At 35.7% G+C, this 17985-nt stretch carries 10 protein-coding genes and 1 tRNA gene; 8 read left to right on the forward strand and 3 right to left on the reverse strand.

All coding sequences use genetic code 11. The features are described from left to right. Window positions 1-257 precede the first annotated feature (257 nt). The 3 genes from R2Q59_RS00005 to R2Q59_RS00015 all read left to right on the forward strand — a co-directional run bounded on the left by R2Q59_RS00005 (window position 258) and on the right by R2Q59_RS00015 (window position 6101). On the forward strand, window positions 258-2030 hold the full coding sequence (locus R2Q59_RS00005) for a S8 family peptidase (protein WP_316782474.1): 1773 nt from the start codon (window positions 258-260) through the stop codon (window positions 2028-2030). Between the two features lie 263 nt (window positions 2031-2293). Further along, window positions 2294-3160 carry a hypothetical protein gene (locus tag R2Q59_RS00010; RefSeq protein WP_316772667.1) on the forward strand — a complete coding sequence of 289 codons (867 nt, stop codon included), beginning with the start codon at window positions 2294-2296 and terminating at the stop codon, window positions 3158-3160. Window positions 3161-3197: 37 nt separating this feature from the next. After that, window positions 3198-6101 (forward strand): outer membrane beta-barrel family protein, encoded by a 2904-nt coding sequence (locus R2Q59_RS00015; protein WP_316782477.1) that lies wholly within the window; start codon window positions 3198-3200, stop codon window positions 6099-6101. Between the two features lie 760 nt (window positions 6102-6861). Here R2Q59_RS00015 and R2Q59_RS00020 read toward each other — a convergent pair. Together R2Q59_RS00020 and R2Q59_RS00025 are read right to left on the reverse strand one after the other, a co-directional pair. Next, on the reverse strand, window positions 6862-8154 hold the full coding sequence (locus tag R2Q59_RS00020) for a HAMP domain-containing sensor histidine kinase (RefSeq protein WP_316772672.1): 1293 nt from the start codon (window positions 8152-8154) through the stop codon (window positions 6862-6864). A gap of 211 nt (window positions 8155-8365) precedes the next feature. Next, window positions 8366-8439: transfer RNA gene (locus R2Q59_RS00025), tRNA-Met, on the reverse strand. A 151-nt stretch (window positions 8440-8590) separates the two neighbouring features. Between R2Q59_RS00025 and R2Q59_RS00030 the strand changes: the two genes are divergently transcribed. The 3 genes from R2Q59_RS00030 to R2Q59_RS00040 all read left to right on the forward strand — a co-directional run bounded on the left by R2Q59_RS00030 (window position 8591) and on the right by R2Q59_RS00040 (window position 12105). Next, entirely contained in the window at window positions 8591-8971 is a 381-nt protein-coding gene (locus tag R2Q59_RS00030) for an START-like domain-containing protein (RefSeq protein ID WP_316772676.1), read from the forward strand. 30 nt (window positions 8972-9001) lie between these two features. After that, a complete protein-coding gene (locus tag R2Q59_RS00035; RefSeq protein WP_316782480.1) occupies window positions 9002-10444 on the forward strand; it encodes an LptF/LptG family permease in 1443 nt (480 codons plus the stop codon). Between the two features lie 452 nt (window positions 10445-10896). Beyond that, entirely contained in the window at window positions 10897-12105 is a 1209-nt protein-coding gene (locus tag R2Q59_RS00040; RefSeq protein ID WP_316772682.1) for a bifunctional 3,4-dihydroxy-2-butanone-4-phosphate synthase/GTP cyclohydrolase II, read from the forward strand. A gap of 167 nt (window positions 12106-12272) precedes the next feature. Here the strand turns inward: R2Q59_RS00040 and R2Q59_RS00045 are convergent, their stop codons facing one another. After that, entirely contained in the window at window positions 12273-16673 is a 4401-nt protein-coding gene (locus tag R2Q59_RS00045; protein ID WP_316782483.1) for a translocation/assembly module TamB domain-containing protein, read from the reverse strand. Window positions 16674-16750: 77 nt separating this feature from the next. Between R2Q59_RS00045 and tsaD the strand changes: the two genes are divergently transcribed. Both tsaD and R2Q59_RS00055 read left to right on the forward strand, forming a co-directional pair. Next, window positions 16751-17752, forward strand: a complete 1002-nt coding sequence (gene tsaD, locus R2Q59_RS00050) for a tRNA (adenosine(37)-N6)-threonylcarbamoyltransferase complex transferase subunit TsaD (RefSeq protein ID WP_316782486.1) — start codon at window positions 16751-16753, stop codon at window positions 17750-17752. An 11-nt stretch (window positions 17753-17763) separates the two neighbouring features. Continuing rightward, a complete protein-coding gene (locus R2Q59_RS00055; RefSeq protein ID WP_316772690.1) occupies window positions 17764-17979 on the forward strand; it encodes a hypothetical protein in 216 nt (71 codons plus the stop codon). Window positions 17980-17985 lie beyond the last annotated feature (6 nt).

A 17985-nucleotide genomic window follows, 5' to 3' on the forward strand; every position in this document is an offset into this window, starting at 1 on the left:
GGTAAAGGCAATGGACAGAATACTGGCACCCCTCCTATGGAATAACGAACTTGCCACCTAAACCCGATCGTAGCGAGCACGAAGTAAAGCGGAGAGCGGGACTGGCGTTAATATTACCACTTCAGAATCTTTTCCAAAAATAAACATTAGACAATAGTCTTGTTAAAATTTTGTTAAATAGGGCTCAATTCGTAGCGCAAACTATATTAAAACCGTATTATTGTAAATTACGTTAATCTTAAAAGGGGATTTTAATTATGAAATTGAAGATTAGTTTATTTTTTGCAGTTGTTTTAGGGCTAAGTGTTCATGTTTTCGCACAAGATAAAAAGGTAAAATTACCTCCTAATTGGTTTAATCTAGATTTATCCACTGATGGATATTTTGGTATTAGTACGGAAAAGGCATATAAAGAACTTTTAAAAGATAAAACCGCTAAACAAAAAGTCGTGGTCGCTGTAATTGATGGCGGCACAGACATAAAACACGAAGATCTTAAGGATGTTCTATGGACTAATGCGAAAGAGATACCAGGAAATGGAATTGACGATGATGGAAATGGATATATTGATGATATACACGGTTGGAATTTTCTGGGATCGAAAAAGGGGAATCTAGCTTATGATAACTTGGAGTTAGTTAGAATAAAACGAAAATATGAAGCGAAATATCGTTCTACCTTGCCGAGCACTCCTTTAGATAGCACAGAGAAAAAAGAATATGCGTTATATAGAAGAGTTCAAGCGGAATTTGGACAAAAAGTACAAGAAGCCAGCGACGCATTTCCAATTTATATTGCCATTAAAAAAATTTTAGATTCAGTTGCTTTCATTAACAAGAAGGAAATCCCATCTCTTGAAGACATCGATAGATATAGGGCTGACGATGAAATAGAAGAGCAGGTAAAAAAAATCATCAGTAAAGGTGCGAAGGATGAAGGTAGCATCGAGAAATTTTATAATACTATTAAAAAAGGTTATTATGAATTAGATGTAATGTTGAAGTACAACCTAAATGATAAGTTCGACCAAAGATCTGAGTTAGTAGGTGATGATTACTCAAACTCTACTGAACGTAATTACGGTAATAATGACGTTACGGGTCCGAATGCAGATCATGGAACTCACGTATCGGGTATAATTGGTGCTAATAGAAACAATAATTTAGGCATTTTTGGAGTTGCAAGTAACGTAAGTATAATGACGATTAGGGTTGTTCCAGAAGGTGATGAAAGAGATAAAGATGTTGCTAATGGCATTAGATACGCAGTTGATAACGGTGCAAGAATAATTAATATGAGTTTTGGAAAGGGCTATAAGTGGGATAAAAAAGCTGTAGATGAAGCTGTAAAATATGCAGAAGCTAAAGGTGTATTATTAGTGCATGCAGCCGGGAATGATAATAAAAATAACGACACTGAAGAGAATTATCCTAATAAATATTTTGATAGCCCTGAGGCAGAGGCCTATGCTAAAACACATAAAAAGAAAGAATTAAAAGATCTTATCCCTCAAAAACCTAATGATAATGTGGGTAACCCTATGGGACCAGGGATGCCAAGAAAAACAGATCCCTTTGCAAAACCAATTGCGCCAGATCCTGCTAAGTTTGACTTACCTCACGCTAATAATTGGATTGAAGTTGGAGCCATTGCATATAAAGATGATGACGAATTGAAAGCTTCATTCTCAAACTATGGAAAAAATAATGTAGATGTTTTTGCACCAGGATTTATGATTAACTCTACTACTCCTGGTTCTAAATATGAAGAATTTGATGGGACTAGCATGGCCGCACCAGTAGTTTCTGGTTTAGCAGCACTCATTTTAAGCTATTATCCAGATTTAAAACCTGCACAACTGAAAGACATCATTGTTCAGTCTGTAGCTAAGGTTAACCATAAAATAAAGTATAAAGACAACAAAAATGAAAATGTAAAAGTGTTGTTTTCTGAGATTTGTGTTAGTGGAGGTATTGTTAATGCATACAATGCTTTAAAACTAGCCGAATCTTATCAGCTTTCTAAGTAATTTTAATTTAAATTATTATAAAATCCTTGGTTATTTCTAATCAAGGATTTTTTGTTTTTATGGAACCCATTTTAAGTAACAATTTGGCGATATTTTTCTAAATCACCTATTCAAAACCTGCTTTAATTACAATTTGACGTTGTTTTATATTTCTTCATAAAAAAAACTATTAAACTATTAGTTTTTACTTTTAAGCCATTTTGTTTTTTTGAAGTCTATTCCCTTAATTACGCTGTAGTTGTATTAATAAGCCTTATATAAACATGAAAAAAATATACTTGATATTAACCTTAGGATTGTTTGCCTTTAATTCATTTGCTCAAAAATTGCCTGATGTTCAAGAAGTAAATATGCCTGCCCCTGCAAGTATTAAGATAGACGGAAAAGCCACAGAGTGGAACGATACTTTCGCCGCAGAAAATAAAAGAACAGAACTTTTTTACAACATTGCAAATGATGATAAAAACATATATGTGATTATCAAATCTGCAAACTCTGCTGTAGTTAATAAAATTATGCTTGGCGGAATCACCTTTACAGTAAATGCCCAAGGCAAAAAGAGAGAGAAAGATGCCTCATCATTAACTTATCCGGTAATTAATAGGGCTAATAGACAACAAAGAACAGGTGGTGGCCAAGGTCAAGCCAGACAACAAGGAGGTGGTCAAGGCGGATTTCAGAATAGAGCTCAAATGAGCACTCAGCAAAGAGATTCTATAGCATTAGTACAAAGAAAAACGCAACTGGCAACCGTAAAGGAAATAAAAGTTTCTGGATTTAAAGCAATCACAGATTCGTTAATCTCTATATACAATGAATACGGCGTTAAGGCTGTAGCTTCATTTGATCAAAAAGGGGCATTTGTTTACGAATTAGCAATTCCACTAAACATCTTAGAATTATCAACTAGTAGCACAAAAGAATTTGTATATCAGATAAAATTGAACGGACTAAGTAGCATGAACTTCGGCGGTGGCGGAGGCGGCAACTTCGGTGGAGGAGGTGGAAACTTTGGAGGCGGAAATCGTGGTGGCAATGGCGGTGGTGGGAACTTCGGCGGAGGAGGTGGAGGCCAAGACCTAATGAGCCCAACAGATTTTTGGGCTAAATATTCATTTCAAAAAAAATAACATAAAAATACTTTCTATTTAAGATTTAATAATCCTTATGACCAATCTTTACTCTCATCACTCTTCCTCATTCTTATTTAAAGGATTATTTTTTCTCCTAATTTTTGTTGGGTTAAACATTGAGCTTTATGCTCAAACGCCACAAAATGCAAAAACACCACCACCTCCGCTTCCACAACGCGAAATCAGTGGAATTGTAAAAGATACTACAGATGTAGGCTTACCTGGTGTAACTGTGAGATTAGCTTCTGAGAAGGACACCTTAGTCATCAGCACAAACACAGACGGAATATTTGTATTCAAAAATGTAAAATCAGCATCCTATACACTTTCTGTAAGCATGATGAGCTATAAACCTTTTGTAGGAAAGTTTAAGCAAAATGACGCCATTGCAAGGATTGTAATGGACCCCGTAATTTTAAAAGACGCAGCCAATACTTTAGGCGAAGTTGTAATTAACGGAACACCATCAATCACCTACAAAACAGATACTGTAGAATATAAAGCTAGCGATTACATTGTTAGAGAGAACGCAACAGTTGACGAGCTATTAAAAAAGATGGAGGGAATGGAAGTAGGAACAGACGGTACATTAGTTCATCAAGGTACATCGGTTACTAAAGCCAAAATTAATGGTAAAACCTATTTAGGTGGCGATGTTGCCACTGCCATACAAAATTTACCTGCAGAAATAGTTGAAAAAATACAAGTAGTTGACGATTATGGCGATCAAGCAGCAAGAACTGGGGTAAAAGATGGCGACCCAGAAAAGATTTTAAATATTGTAACTCGTGCAGATAAATCTGTAGGCAATACCGCAAATATACAAGGCGGTGCAGGTAACAACGAACGTTACGAAGGTTCTGTATTTGGTACTCGACTCAACGCAAATCAAACCATTGGTATAAATGCGAGGTTAAATAATACTATTAATGGTGTCGCTAATAGTGGTGGAAATGGAAGTAACGGTGGTGGCGGTGGTGGCCGTGGTGGAGGCGGCGGAGGAGGAAATACAGGAGGCGGTGGCGGCAGTGGTGGTACAACCACTAGTGGCAATGGCGGCTTTTCTTTCCGTGATCAGTTAAACAAAAAAATAAAGGTAAATGCCAATTATCGTTATAATTTCAATAATGTAAATTCGATAAATAATAGTGAGTCATTGCGTTTTGTGCCTGTAGAAGTTCTACCTTCAACAAATCCCCGTACCTATATAACCAAACCATTGCTGGTTAATAGCAATAGCGATGGAAACAACGACAGTAAAACACATAATTTTAATTTCGAACTGGAAGCAGATTTAGATAGTAATAATTACATCAGGTTTAATCCAACCATCAATTATACATCTGCCATAACGAGTTCACAATCTGGCTCAAATCAGAGAGGTGCTGTATACCAAAATTCTATAAATTCCAATACAGGGCTTAATAAACGCCCAAATTTAGAAGCTATCTTTTTCTATCAGCATACTTTTACCAATAGAAGAAGAAACCTTTCTCTACAAGTAAATTTAAACTCTGCTAAGCAAGAATCAGAATCAGATCGTAATCAAAATACAACCGAATTTCTTGATTCTACCATGACTACAGTTAAGAAAGACCTAATTACCCACCGATTGGTAGAACGCGATAACCTACAAAGCACTTATAGAGCAAGTTTAACTTATGTAGAGCCTATCAATGCAAAATCGCAGTTAGAGTTTAATGGCCAGATCAATCGTAACAGTTACGATAATGAAGCCATCACCAGCGATATTTTAGCTAATGGAAACTTTGCACCAGTAGATTCATTAAGTAACATCTACGACTATTCATTTACACAGAGCAGAATCGCTTTAAACTATCGTTATGGAATTAACAATGCATCAAAAGTTCGGTTTTCAGTAGGTGTTACAGCTGTTCCGGCATTGTTAAGTGGTACAAAAGTAAGCTTAGGCACAACCACACACAGAAACAGCTTTAACCTAATTCCTATTGCAAGGTTCCAGTATTTATGGTCACGCCAGCACAGCATCCAAATCAATTATTCAGGTAATGCCAGCGAACCAACGTTCGATCAAATTCAGCCAGTAAGAGATTTGTCTAACCCACAAAGCCCAGTAGTTGGTAACCCTAACCTAAAAGCTACTTTTAACCACTCTATTAATACCTCATACAATAATTATATCGCGAACTTAAAGCTTAATTATTCAGTTAACATGAACGCCACGTTTATAGATAATTCGGTAATTAGAAACTCTGTGCCAATTATTCAAGATGGTGTAACAGCTTACGAAACTAGGTTTATCAATGCATCTGGCGTATACAGAGTGGGTGGTAATTATTCAATAAGTAAACAATTGGCCGATAGAAAATACAACCTTTCCTTTAATGGTAGTGTAAACCATAATCATAATGTGGCAATGGCAAGAAACATTTCTTATACCACCTCATCGTGGAACATGAACAATCGTTTCGGACCAAGGATAAATCCAACCGAGTGGATAGAGGTTAATCCAAATGTAGGTTACAGTTTCATTAAATCTAGCACTACCCAAGTTGGTGCACAAGGAAATTTAACCAAAACCTTATCTTTCAATATCGATGGTAAATTTATCGCTTGGCAAAGCTGGATCATTGGGTATAGCGCAAGCAAGAATTTTGTGAGCGGTATTTCTGCCAACGTAACTTCAAACCCATTTGTTGTAAATAGCTATTTGCAAAAAGAACTTTGGAAACGTAGAGCAACCTTAACTTTCCAAGCCTTCGATGTCTTTAACCAAAACAACTTCGTAGCAAGAAACCTCTCAGACGATGGTGGTTATACAGATACCAAAACAAACGCATTGAGTCGCTATTTCATGATCAGGGCAAGTGTTCGTTTACAAAAATGGAGCGGCGCTAGACCACGTAACGGCAACCAAATGATGAGAAGAGGCGACGGAAGCTTCATGCAAAACTAGCATAACACCATCACAAGAATCGATTTTTCCCAAGAAGGATGTATTTCAGTTTTTCGGAATACATCCTTTCTAATAAATATCAATTATCAATATTTTTTGAAAAGCAAATACAAAAGCTTTTTTTTAAGCCAGCCCCGCCATTCGCTTCAATCTTTTACCCCTAAATCCCCTAAAGGGGAGTGGTAAAAGTATTTTCGCTGCTGTCGGGTTTAGCAAACAAAAGACAGTGCGAAATATAAAATTTGCAAAGCGCCACCTTCAAAGTCAGAATGACAAAATGAGTGTGTTAAGAAACTACGCAACCTCTCAAAACTCACAACCCTTCCCTAAGCACGAATACGGCCTCAGTCCCGCATGTTCGGGATCAAGAAAATCAATGAGAGGAACCGTGAAAATAAAAGCTGTACCGAATTTGTCACCCTGAGTGTAGTCGAAGGGTTAGGTTCTGATCTTTGATTTTTAGCGAAGCTGTTGCAGCCTCGATTTATTAATGAGTTGTTATTGTTTTTAATGGAATTAATGAGCTCGCTGAAGGGCTCGGTTTTTGGTCCTTTTTCATCAAGGAATATTGCGTAGCAATCTTGAACACCCCTAAAATATACAACCGTGAAAAACAGGAAGCCATTCGGCGGCTAGCCGAGGCAAGCCTATAGCGAGGGCAAAATTATGAAATGGGACAATGATAACTAACAGATATCTCGTTGCTGCGCTCTGTCTATATGACGCTTAATAAGGAGATTGACTGCATACAACCCAAACTTTACCCCTTCAGCAACCCCACATAAAAAACCGTCCCTTTACCAACCTCACTTTCAAACCAAATCTCCCCATGTTGCAACTCAACATAAGTCTGTGCCAACCTTAAACCTAAGCCAACACCCTTTTCCTGATTAGTGCCATAAGTCCCCTTACTCTTTAGCGAAAAGATAAACGGTTTCTCACTCTCCTTAACACCAATACCATTATCACTAACAATAATCAAACACTGTTCTGGCCTTTCCTCAAAAAAAATCTTTATCGACCCACCCTCGGGCGAAAACTTAATCGCGTTATTTAATAAATTCCGTACAATCAGTTGCAGCATATCAGGATCAGCCATTACAGCCAGCTCCTTGTTAACCTCATAATTAAGACTAATACCCTTTTCAGCAGCCAAATTATTCTGCAGATCAATAGTATGATTTAGCGTATCATGCAAGTTGATGTTAGACAAATTAATAGGCACGCCATCCATTTGATCTTTAGACCAAAGCAAAATGTTTTGTAGCATTTCAGAAGTCTGCCGAGTAGAACTTAATAGGTTTTTTTCAATCTTCGCCTTTTCATCATTACTAAGCCCCAGTTCATTAAGCAAAGTCAGGTAATTCTCAATAGAAGCCAATGGTGCTTTTAAATCATGGGCCACAATAGAAAAAAGCTTGTTCTTGGTGGCATTACTTTCCTGTAAAGCAACCAATCTATTTTCGGCGAGGTCTTTCTCCTTGTTGTAACTATTCTTCATGAAAACAGTAATCACCGTCATCATGAAAATAATCTCGAAAAACGTTTGCGCCAAATCTAAAAGTTTATGCCTTTCATTCTCATATAAAGGCTTTACCAATTCAGGATGAAGATATTCTATCGTTAAAAGCACCACTAAGAATAAAATATTTAGCGGAATCCATATCCAAAACTGTTTCTTGGTACAAACAATCGTTAACAAAAAAATAATCAGGATAAAAGTAAACAAGTTTACCCCACTAGAACCAGCAGCTTCAAAATAAGTACCCCCACAAAGTAAATTAAAAGAAAGCGCACAAATACCAACAGCAAGAGTTAATTTGTTTTTATACCTCGATAAATAATAACAAAGGAACAATACGCCAATTAGAGGCAACATCAAAAACCCAAACTCAACTAAACCCAAAGAAAAGTTCACTATTGCATTAACCGAAGCGGTAAAAACAGCAAATATGGTTACGGCATTAAAAATTCTACACTCTAAAGAATAGGCAACTTCGCTACCAATAAGTTTTTTCCAGAAGGATGAAAAGGTTTCTTTAAATGAATTCAAAACAGGGTTGATGTTTCACAAATATAGAAATATATGTGATTGCAATCTAGAAACGAAGAAAATGAACAAAGTTTATTCCAAATAGGAGTGGGAATGTTTTGGTTTGGATGGGATATAAGTTGTTAAATTTAATAAATTTTCAACGCTGATTAACTCAATAGCAATCCAACAAAAAAAGCCTCAAGAACTTAATCTCAAGGCTTTAATCCAGTAGCGGGAACGAGAGTTGAACTCGTGACCTCAGGGTTATGAATCCTGCGCTCTAACCAACTGAGCTACCCCGCCATTCTTTATTATTATACTTTGCAATAATTATTATATATTACAATAATTATTAGTTTTTTTTAAAGAGTTGCAAATATAGAATAAATTACTTTTCTTTAGAAATAATAAGTAAAAAAAAGTCCATTATTTTTAAGAATATAGGTGTTATAGGATGTCAGAAAAGAAAAAATTTACATTAGAATATGAGTTGAGGTCATCTCCCCGTATATTATTCAGTTTTATCAGCGAACCAAACGGCTTATCTCAATGGTTTGCAGACGATGTGATTTTTAGAGATCAGGTTTACACCTTCACGTGGGATGACGAAGTGCAAAAAGCAAAAATGCTAAGCATCAAAGAAAACAAATTGGTTAAATTCAAGTGGTTAGACGATGAGCCGCATTGTTATTTCGAAATGGAGATCGTACAAGACGAATTAACCAACGATGTAGCCTTGGCCATTACCGATTTTGCCACAGATGAGACACGCTCAGAAAAAACACAAATTTGGGATAATCAAATCACTTACCTCCTTAGCGTAATTGGTGCCTAAATTTTCGTCGGCTTTGTCTATCTTTGTATATTGAAAAAGATACATCTATTACTGATAAAGGCATTCATTAGACCATTTTTCGTCACATTTTTTATTGTGATGTTTATTCTATTGATGTTTTTCTTGTTTAAATACATAGACGATTTAATAGGAAAAGGATTTGAATGGTACACCATTGCCGAGGTCATGATGTATGCCTCAGCATCAAACGTATCAATGGCACTGCCCTTGGCCATACTTCTTTCCTCTATCATGACCTTTGGTAGTTTGGGCGAAAATTACGAGCTGGTAGCCATTAAATCTGCCGGAGTTTCTTTGCAAAAGGCAATGCAGCCGCTCTTTGCGCTCATTATTTGTATTTCCATTGCCTCTTTTTTGTTTTCAGATTACATGTTGCCCAAGGCCAATTTGAAATATGGTTCCCTACTTTTTGACATGCGTAATAAAAAGCTTTCGTTTTTAATTAAACCAGGGGTTTTTAATAATAGTATCACAAATTACGGAATGAGGATAGAGCGAAAAGGCGAAGGTGCTGTAGATTCCTTATATGGTATTTTAATTTACGACCACTCTGGTGGTAACGGCATATCAAAAATCGTGATGGCCGAAAAAGGCAAGATGTCTAAAACTAAAGATGGCAAGTTTTTAATCTTACAACTCTTCAATGGAGTTAGATATGAGGAGTCTAACGGAAGCGGTAGTAATTCATTTAATCCAAGGCAGGCTTTTACCCGAATGCGATTTAAGCAAACAGAAGTTAAGCTAGATTTTTCCAGCTTTGGCAATGGCTTAGATCGTACAGACGAAAATAGTTTCATGAACAACGCTCAGATGCTAAATCGAAAAGGGCTTACAAAAAGAAGAGACTCGCTAACAAAAAGTTTAGATACCTTAAATAAAGTAACCAAAATTAATACTAGTTCTTATTATAAACAGAATAACTACTTAAAAGGCTATACAAAAGTTAAAGCCAAACCTGTAGTTATTAATGGATCTGTTTTAAATGTACTACAAAAAACAAATCGTGTACAAGCTTTACAAAATGCCTTCGATCAATCTGAAACCATTAAACAAACACTTAATAATAGGTTGTTAGATTACGATTTTAAGGTGAAGGAAATAATTAAAGCCAAAATAGAATACCAAAGAAAATATACGCTAGCCATATCTTGTTTGCTGCTTTTCTTTATTGGGGCACCACTAGGAGCTATCATTAGAAAAGGTGGTTTAGGCTTGCCTGTGGTAATTGCAATTGTGTTCTTCTTAATTTATCACATTATCTCTACCGTAGCAGAAAAATCTGCCAAGGAAGGTTCGTTAGACCCAACCTTTGGTATGTGGACAGCCATTGTTATCCTCACCCCATTGGGAGTATTCTTAACCTATAAAGCAACCGTAGATTCTGCCTTGTTTGATGTAGATTACTACAAACAACTAATAGTTGGTTTGTTTAAGCGTAAAAAGAAGGATTAGAAAAAGAAGGGTCTGCATTCCATTGCACTTGTAGTCCCGCTTTTCGTTCCAATCTTTTACCCAAAATCCCCTAAAGGGGAGGGTAAAAGTATTTCCACGGCAATCGGGTTTATTTAACAAAGGCAGTAGTTCTTGGGCCATATTCATCGGACAACTAAGCGGTTAATGGGAATGCGCTGGCGAACTTCGTAGATCTGTGGGCAAGCTAACTTTCCTATAAAAAACAAGCTATTGTTAAATAAACCTGATTGAATGGATGCCATTTTTCATGGCAAGGAAGAAAAGCGGGGCTGAAGCAACCGATTGTTTACGCCCTTTCATTTTCTAAATAAATTTTTGCTCTTTATTCCTTACTTATCAATGATATTTTATGCCAAATTATTGTCGGCAAAGGTTGTAACTTTGTACCGACTAATAATAAGGTAATCTTAGCCTTATTTACCAAATACAAAATGGAAATTAAATTAAATACAATAGAGGAAGCTTTAGAAGAGATAAAAGCTGGTAAAATAATTATTGTAGTAGATGATGAAGATCGCGAAAATGAGGGTGATTTTATTACCGCTGCAAGAAACGTAACGCCAGAAGTAATTAATTTCATGTCTAAGTATGGCAGAGGTTTAATCTGCGCACCGCTGATAGAAGATTTATGCATCGATTTAAAGCTCGATTTAATGGTGCAAAATAATACCGTTCTCCACCAAACTCCTTTTACCGTTTCAGTAGATTTAATTGGACAGGGTTGCACAACAGGAATATCTACACATGATAGAGCGAAAACTGTACAAGCATTAATTAATCCAGATACTAAACCAGAAGATTTAGGAAGGCCAGGGCATATTTTCCCGTTAAAGGCAAAACGAGAAGGCGTGTTGCGCAGAACTGGACATACTGAAGCAACTATAGATATTGCTCGTTTGGCAGGTTTTGAGCCAGCAGGTGTATTGGTAGAGATCATGAATGATGATGGAACTATGGCTCGTTTGCCAGAGTTAATGGTTATTGCAGAACAACACCAGCTTAAAATAATTTCAATTAAAGATTTAATTGCTTACCGTTTAGCGGCAGAGAGTTTAATTAGACAGGAAGTTGCAGTTAACTTGCCAACACAATGGGGCGATTTTAAAATGACAGCCTATACTCAATTGAGCAACGGTGCTACTCATTTGGCCATCACCAAAGGCGAATGGAAAGAAGGTGAGCCAATTTTAGCTAGGATACATAGTTCATGTGTTACTGGAGATATTTTTGGCTCTTGCCGTTGCGATTGTGGACCGCAATTACACAAGGCACTTCAAATGTTAGAGCAAGAAGGAAAAGGTATTGTGGTTTACATGAACCAAGAGGGTAGAGGTATTGGTTTAGTAAATAAGCTTCGCTCATATAACTTGCAGGATGCTGGTTACGATACTGTAGAGGCAAATATAGAATTGGGCTTCAAAGGCGACGAACGTGATTACGGTGTTGGTGCGCAGATTTTAAGAGCACAAGGCGTTACTAAAATGAGGTTAATGTCTAACAATCCAACAAAGAGAGCTGGTTTAATCGGCTATGGTTTAGAGATTGTAGAGAATATTCCCATTGAAATAGAAAGCAATAAACATAATGAGTCTTATTTAATTACCAAGCGTGATAAAATGGGACATCAAATTATGAAGTAATATTTTGTCTGGATTAGGATTTTTAGGATGATAAGATTTTAGGATTTGAATCCTTCCATCCATAATCCTAAAAATCCTAATCCAGACTATTTTAGATTATTCCATTAATTTATTTGGGATTGGCAAATGATCTTGTCATCCTTTAATCCTGTAAATCCTGATCCAGACTACCTCCTTGGATTATTCTTTTTACTCTCATTCAAGATAGCTTCCTTATTCACTTTTTCCTTTTTTTCAGCTTCTTTTTTCTTCTGCTCTCTTCTATATTTTCCAGTTATTTTCTGAATGAACTCACCAAAAGTGTCAAATTGTTGGGTATAGATTAATCCCAATGAAGTTACATTTGCGTTGGCGCTAACGCCTGGATTTTGGAAAATACTTTGTTGTGTAGGGGGTTTGTTAGCTAATTTGCCTACTAAGGTTCCATCCTTTTTAATCAGCGCTAAAATCTCTACTTCTCTACCTACATTGTTAGAAAAACCTAACGAATAATCTGTAGAGCTTTTATTTCTGTCTACTATACCTGCATTGATTACAATTCTATCGTTAAGCAGTTTGAATGTCGCACTTGCTTCATTAGTAGATTGAATATTGATGTCGACAAAGTTGAGGTTTAGTGAAGAAAGTACATTGTTAATTTGGTTAAAAATCAGCTCTGTTGCAGTGCTTGTCCCTACAGAACCCAATTGCTGACCTAAATTCTCTTTACCGGTGCCAGGGGCAAACCTTCTTTGGATAATTAGACTTAAAGCTTGAGTATTTAAGTTATTACCATCGTTAAAATAAGATTGAAACTCTTCTTTTTTAGCTGGATTGGCAGGAAAGAAAATGTCCAATTTAATATCTGGTTGTAAAAGCAAACCTGTTAAACCCATTTCAACTTCGGTTTGTACCCTTTCATCAGATGCTGATGATTGGTCTCTATTGGCTGCCGTATATAAGTCGGCAGTGCTAGCTCTTAGCGCATAGATAGCTTTCAGGTTTATTTGCGCAGTCGTTGGATTTCCTGTCCATCTAATCGTTCCGCCTTGTCTAATCTCCAAACGTTTATTAATTACCTCTTGAGCCGTGAAATCGAAAATACCTGTTTCGATGATATAATCACCTTTCATCTCAAAATCGCCACCACTGTTAATGTTTAACTCTAGTTCTGCATTTCCTTTTCCACTTAGTTTTCCTAAAATGGTATAGATGTTTGCGGTGCTATTAGGGTCAACCCTTAGCTTGAAGTTCATTTTTAGGCCATCAAAACTAGTCTTCTTTTTAACAACTTGGGCGGTATCCTTACTTACAAAATTGATAAAATCTCTATCAGATACTGTTTCAGAACTATTTAAAGGCAAATTAAATACAGTACCCTTTTCTGTTTTAGCATCTATTTCAATTAGCATATTGTTGGTAGGGCCTTGAAAAGAGAAATTACCAGTTGCGTAAGCCTTACCATAATAGATAGAATTGTCTTTAGATGTCGTGTTTAACGCCATAAAGTTAGTGGCGGTTAGCTTAACATTTATAGTAGGATCATCTATGTTATTTAAATCTACAGTTCCATTAGCCGTTGCCTTATTCCCATCCACATCTTCCAACACTAGGTCATCAATGGCTATTACGCTATTCTCAACAGTTACTCGATCATTTAGTGTGTAAGCAGTCTTTAAGTAATTAACAGTTAACTCTCCCTTGTTAAAGGAAACTTCACCATTAATTCCAGGCTTTTCAAATTTACCCTTAACAGTTAAATCTGCAGATATATTACCCTTCAAGTTGGAAACTAGTTTCTTAACAAATGGTTCTAAAATGGTCAATTTAGTGTCATCCATTTTAACGTTAAGATCAATAGATTTTTCCTTTAAATCTAAACCACCAGTTATTTTGAAGGTTTCTTTACCATCGGCCAATATTTGGGTATAAATATTAGCAACATTCCTAGTTTGGTCATAAGATGATGTATCTGTTAAACTGCCAATATAAATGTTGTTTAGCGTTAAAGAGTCAATCCTTAAGCTGTCTGATATTTTTGGAGATTGCATTACATCGTACAACCTGGTTTTACCATTTATATTTCCAGAAAGTGTTACACCTAGCGTCTTAACGAATGGGTTTAATGTTTTGAGGCTAAAGTTTTCAAATCCAACAACCAATAAATCCTTAGGGTCATTTGATAAAATCCCATCAACTTTTACCAACTGTTTGTTGTTGCTCAAGGAGAAGTTATTGATTTCGGTTTTGCCATTGTTAAAGTTGATACGAACCTTCTCTTGTATGCTCCAATCTTCGCTGTTTATTTTTAAGTTGGAAGGAAGTATACTGATTTTTGCCGTAGTATCAGATGCAAATTCCACAAGGCCGTTTAAGTCCAGCTGGTTGGCATCATCAGCATTTGATAGTTTAACGTTTAAAGAAAGACTATCATTTCTTAATACATTGGTTAAGTTGACGTTCTTTATAAACAAGCTGTCATTAAGGTCTACCCTGTCTGCTGTAATAATGGCTTGCAATTGCTTGTCAGTTGTATTCTCGTCTATAATGATGTTGTTGGCGATGATTCCTTTATAAGTTAACTTGTTTATAAAACCATTCAAAGTTGCCTTATTATTTCTCGAGTCAAAAGAGCCCACCAAAATTGCTTGGTCATCTAGTTCTAAACCAGGCACCAAAAGTTCTGCAATAGGTTCGAACCGTTTTATTTTTAAGTTGAAATCAAATATTTGCGTCTTGTAATTTACGATATCTGCTTTTAGGGAAGGAATATAGGTTTTAGCAATCGCTTTGTAGTAAGATACGATGGTGTTTAAGTCGTATTGCCCTTTTATACTCGCATCGAAAATATCCGATTTTATGGTTAAACTTCGGTCGATACCTAGTCCATTGGCGGTAAGTTGAACCGAATCGATGTTGTAAATCCCTTTTTTATTATTGAGTGTTATTTTTTGGATGGAAAGATTTCCTTGGATATTATCTAAGTTATCTCCAGAGAAGTTGGTGCTAAATTCAGCATCAACCATTAAGGAATCTTTGTAAAGTTTTAGTTTTTTCAGCTTTGCTTTTTTAATGCTTGCCTTAAAGTTAAATACAGGGAGTGTTGGATTTAAGTTAACGCCACCATCAAAAGCCAGTTGTACATTTTTATCATTAATGCTTAGGTTTCCATCAAAATATTTTTTGTCGAATGTCCCATTGATTTTAACATTTTGATACCTATAACCATTAAAATCTATGTAAGATACATTTCCTTTTAACTCCTCTGTCAATGATTTAACTTCAATTCCCTTTCCTTTAACGTATAGTTCAGAAGTTATTCTTCCTAAGGTTTTTTCATTCAATAGTTCGCCCAGGTTAAAGTCGTAAGTTTTAACATTTCCAGTATAAGAAGGAATTCCATTCTTATCAATCTTCATGTTCACATCAGACTTAAACCTGCCAAGCTTAGTTTTAAATTCGCCATAGGCGATAAAATCATTCTGGAAACCAGAGAAAGTTCCATTAAAGTTTACGTTCCCAAATTTGTTTACAATTATTGGAATCGATTTTATTTTCTTTCCTGCTATGTCCGTTAAAATTTCATCTAAATCCTTTTTATTGGTGCCAGCCATCTCAATCTTCATGTCCATAAAGGTTTGTTCGAAATCTGGCAGCCCTTTCAAGGTAAAGTCACCTTTAATGTAAGTTGCTTTTCCAGCCTTGATAGATAGTTTTTTCGCTTTTAAATCCCTAACGTAGCCTGTGATTTTACCATCAATATCAATGTCTAATTTCATCTTTTTTAATTCAGGCGTGAAATAGGCAATATCTGATGAAGCAATGTGACTATCCTTAAAGTTCGCGTTCATTCTAACTTTGTCTACGAAGTTGTTGAAATCCCTAAATCGCTCAAACTTCATTTGAAAATAGTTTGTTAGCTTGGTTTTGTTGGTAACCAACATTAAGTTTTGTAGCTCAATAGCATTGGTGTCTATTGATGCTAGCGTGCTAAGGTTTTTTAAGTTGAAACCGCTTTTTTCCTTAAATGTTAGGTTTTTAATGTTGGCTTGAATTACGTGTTCCCTAGTATTTAAACCCTCAAAAATCCCATTCAACTTCGTTAAGCTGATATCGTCAAAATTTATCCCATTGATAATGGTGTCTTTCTTTAAGTTTTTGTATTTAAAGGCAATGTTGTTTAATATGATTCTATCAAACAGAAACTGAAATTTTTTTCTTTTAGGTCTATTTCTTGGGGCCGGGCTGTCAAAATAATCTATAATGAAATCTAAATTTGAAGAACCATCTTTATGGTCTTTTAAAAAAAAGGAACCATTGTTAATTTGTACCGTATTTACATCAAGTATTCTCTCTTTTAAGGATAGCTTGTTCAAATCAACCAAAAATTTAGGGAAATTGGCGAGTGTATCTTTCTGTTGGTCTAAAACAACTAGATTTTCTAGCACTACAGATTTAAATGGTTTAACATATAAACCACCAATAGTTATGGTCGTTTTTAATTCTTTAGATAAATAAGCAGCTGCTTTTTTTGCCACATAAGTCTGCACTGGCTTAAACTGGAGTGAAAATGTGATTATAGCAAGCAACAATATAATTGATGCAACAACCCAAAGCAGTATTTTTAATAGTTTTTTAATAGTTTTGTAGCTTAATAATTATAAACGTGCCTGTCATACTTGCTATCGAATCATCATGTGATGAAACTTCTGTTGCTATTTGTAACAACGGCAAAATTACTGCCAATGTTATTGCAAACCAAACAATTCATGAAAATTATGGGGGTGTAATACCAGAATTAGCATCAAGGGTTCATCAACAAAATATAGTGCCTGCTGTTCAGCAAGCTTTGGCAATTGCTAAAGTTAGCAAAAATGAGCTAAACGCAGTTGCATTTACTCGTGGTCCTGGGTTATTGGGTGCATTATTGGTAGGCGTGTCTTTTGCTAAATCTTTTGCACTTGCACTAGATTTGCCATTAATTGCTGTTAACCACATGCAGGCTCATATTCTGGCGCATTTTATTGATGAGCCAACACCTAATTTTCCATTTTTATGCCTTACAGTTTCTGGTGGTCACACCCAAATTGTATTGGTTAAAGATTACTTTGATATGGAGATAGTTGGTGAAACATTAGATGATGCGGCAGGAGAGGCATTCGATAAGACAGCTAAAATCTTACATCTTCCTTATCCTGGGGGACCTCTAATTGATAAATATGCACAACAGGGAAACCCTTTTGCATTTAAATTTCCTGAACCACAAATACAAGGATTGAATTATAGTTTTAGTGGTTTTAAAACTGCAATTTTGTACTTTATAAGAGACAAGCAAAAAGAAAACCCGCAATTTATTGAGCAAAATTTAAATGATATTTGTGCGTCTGTTCAATATAGCATCGTTAATATTTTATTAAACAAGCTCAAAAAAGCAGCCAAGCAATATGATATTAAAGAAATTGCAATTGCTGGTGGAGTTTCTGCTAACTCTGGGTTAAGAAATTCGTTACTGGCAATGGAAGAAAGTTTAGGTTGGAAGGTGTATATTCCAGCTTTTCAATATTGTACTGATAATGCGGGTATGATTGCCATTGCAGGTTATCAGAAGTTTTTAGCAGGAGAATTTGTAGGGCAAGATGTTTCGCCAATGGCGAGAATGAATTTTTAAATTATAGTATTATGGGAGCAAATAGTTTTATATTTTTCGGGTTGTTATTAATTCCGTTAATCATCTTTTTAGTATGGATGATTAAACAGGATAAAAAAAGAAATTATTTAGGATTAGTTCTTTTAGTGGTGGGGATTATTATTGCAACTTATACCATCATCACATTAGATAAAAAATTCTTGAAGAATAATGCTGATGCAGCACCAAAATCTTCAAGTTTTAGATAAAAAAAA

This window comes from Pedobacter frigiditerrae, assembly GCF_032678705.1.
Classification (GTDB): Bacteria; Bacteroidota; Bacteroidia; order Sphingobacteriales; family Sphingobacteriaceae; genus Pedobacter; species Pedobacter frigiditerrae_A.

Bases quoted from the DNA above. Each gene is read 5' to 3' on its own strand.
- R2Q59_RS00005 (WP_316782474.1), top strand. From the start codon at position 258: ATGAAATTGAAGATTAGTTTATTTTTTGCAGTTGTTTTAGGGCTAAGT.
- R2Q59_RS00015 (WP_316782477.1), top strand. From the start codon at position 3,198: ATGACCAATCTTTACTCTCATCACTCTTCCTCATTCTTATTTAAAGGA.
- R2Q59_RS00040 (WP_316772682.1), top strand. From the start codon at position 10,897: ATGGAAATTAAATTAAATACAATAGAGGAAGCTTTAGAAGAGATAAAA.
- R2Q59_RS00055 (WP_316772690.1), top strand. From the start codon at position 17,764: ATGGGAGCAAATAGTTTTATATTTTTCGGGTTGTTATTAATTCCGTTA.
- R2Q59_RS00010 (WP_316772667.1), top strand. From the start codon at position 2,294: ATGAAAAAAATATACTTGATATTAACCTTAGGATTGTTTGCCTTTAAT.
- R2Q59_RS00030 (WP_316772676.1), top strand. From the start codon at position 8,591: ATGTCAGAAAAGAAAAAATTTACATTAGAATATGAGTTGAGGTCATCT.